The sequence below is a fragment of the Algibacter ulvanivorans genome (assembly GCF_048381495.1).
Taxonomy (GTDB): domain Bacteria; phylum Bacteroidota; class Bacteroidia; order Flavobacteriales; family Flavobacteriaceae; genus Algibacter_B; species Algibacter_B ulvanivorans.
Window position 1 is genome coordinate 1 of the sequence record NZ_JBLWGD010000075.1, and the last position, 287, is coordinate 287.

At 39.7% G+C, this 287-nt stretch carries 1 protein-coding gene; it reads right to left on the minus strand.

Features of this window, described 5'->3' with window-relative positions; genetic code table 11:
• The coding region (locus ACNG5D_RS16025) for a hypothetical protein (RefSeq protein WP_418184534.1) at window positions 1-287 on the minus strand (287 nt) is incomplete at both ends.

A 287-nucleotide genomic window follows, 5' to 3' on the forward strand; every position in this document is an offset into this window, starting at 1 on the left:
CAGAAGCGCTATCAGAGTTTGTGACTACTAAGTTATCATCTGTAGTACAGTTATCTTCAATATTTAACCCAAGAGCTTCTAATTGAGCCACCGTAGTTGCAGGGGCAGTAGCATCATTAATGGTACAGCCTTCTACTGTTGATTCAGCGATAGTTCCAGTAGCAGTAGGGTTTGTAGTATCGTTAACCGTAATGGTTTGAGTGACTAAAATTTGGTTATCACACACATCGGTTACACTATAAGTTCTGGTAATAGTTTCAGGACAAGTATTACCATCAGAGACATCC